We start from the raw sequence: 1,555 nt of genomic DNA on the forward strand, positions 1-1,555 counted from the left end.
TCCACCCTTGACTTTGGAGCCTCTGCGGCCCCTGGGCAGGTGATGGGGGCAGGCTCCGCCTGCCCCGCCCCCGAGTCGCGCCACCCCACCACCCCCCTCCGTAAGGTACGAAGACACCCAAGCCCCCAACGGCTGTGCCGCGTTCCGGCCCGATGATTCAGCGGCTGCCGCTGCGGCTGCTCGGGGGCGTGCTGTGGGGGCGGCTGCGGGGCTGGCCACGATGGTGTGGATGGGGCATGCCGAGACCGCCCGCGACCCGAATGGATCCGGGCGGACTCAGCGGCCATGCCGGTGCAATGGCTATGCGGCCCAGTCGAGAGTGCTATCGGGTGGGCCGGTGCCGGGTGCCCTCCGAGCATCTACCGGTGGCAAGAGCCGATACACATACCGCCCATCCGGATCCTTGGTGATCTGGATCTGGTCGGGCCGGGTGTGTTTGAACCGGTTGTGCCACCCGCAGGTGAGAGCGAGCTGATCAATGTCGGTGGGACTGTGGCCCAGTGCCCACCCGTTGACGTGGTCCACCTCGCACAGAGTGCCCGGGGTCTCGCATTCCCTTACCGCGCAGGTGGGGTAGAGGGTTTCGAGCACTTGGCGTTGTGCTGCGCTGGCGAACCGTTCCCGGTGGCCCAGGTACAGCGGAGTGTTCCCCCGCCCGAGAAGCAGCGGCGATACACCAGCCGCCAGGGCGATGCGGCGGGCCTGGGCTGCGGGGATCGGCGTGCCGTCAGTGAGGCGGGCCGGGGCGTTGCCTCCGGTGAGCGTCTCCAGGTCGCAGATGACCGTCACCTTGGTGGCCTTGTGTCCACCGGACAGGACGCTGGACAGGGCCGCTGCTGTCCGCTCGGGGAGGTCGCGGCGGTCGTCCGGTCCGGCCGGCTTGGCCAGCGGGGCCAGGGTGCCGTCCCAGATCGCGGCGTCCTCGGGGTTCAGCCAGCCTTTGACATACCGGCCGCCGTCCAAGGAACGCGTCGTGGTCAGCCAGGACTTGTCATAGCCGCGTTTGGTGTCCTCGTCCGGTGCGTCCTCGGTGCCGTCGCGTTCGGCGATGAGGTCGCGGATGCGGCGGCCGAACGCGGCGACCTTCCCGGCCGAGAAGCCCTGGTCGACGAACCCGAGGAGGGTTGTCTCGGCTTCGGCGCAGTCGGTGTCGTCGAGCCTTGCGATCGAGTCGGCGACGGTGGTGGCGTAGCCGAAGGACAGCTCCCCGGCCGCCAGCCGCTCGGTTACTTGCGGAAGGCGGTGGCGCTGCCGGGCGAGGGTGAGGCGTTCCTTGGCGCGGTTGTCGCGCATGCCCAGCCGCGACCGCAGCCACGCCTGCGTGGAGGGATATCCCCACCGCTGCTGCTCCCCCGTGGCATCGACCCGGCCGATGAATCCGGCCAGCGCGCTTTCCTGCATATCTGCTGCGGCCGCAAGGGTCTCGGTGAGTTCCAGGCATGCGGCCGCCGACTCGGGGACGTCTCTGGTGGCGAGTTCAGTGGCGATGGCGGAGAGCGCGTTCACCAATTCCATGGTGGACGCGGCCCCAAGCTCGACCGTCACTGATTGCATA

Annotated in this window: 1 protein-coding gene; it reads right to left on the minus strand. The window is 69.3% G+C overall.

The features are described from left to right. Window positions 1-300: 300 nt before the first annotated feature. Complete coding sequence (locus tag AB0C78_RS50775; RefSeq protein ID WP_360763064.1) at window positions 301-1,506, minus strand: DUF222 domain-containing protein; 1,206 nt, start codon at window positions 1,504-1,506, stop codon at window positions 301-303. Between the last annotated feature and the right edge of the window lie 49 nt (window positions 1,507-1,555).

The sequence above is a fragment of the Actinomadura sp. NPDC048394 genome (assembly GCF_040651755.1).
GTDB classification, from domain to species: Bacteria; Actinomycetota; Actinomycetes; order Streptosporangiales; family Streptosporangiaceae; genus Spirillospora; species Spirillospora montaniterrae.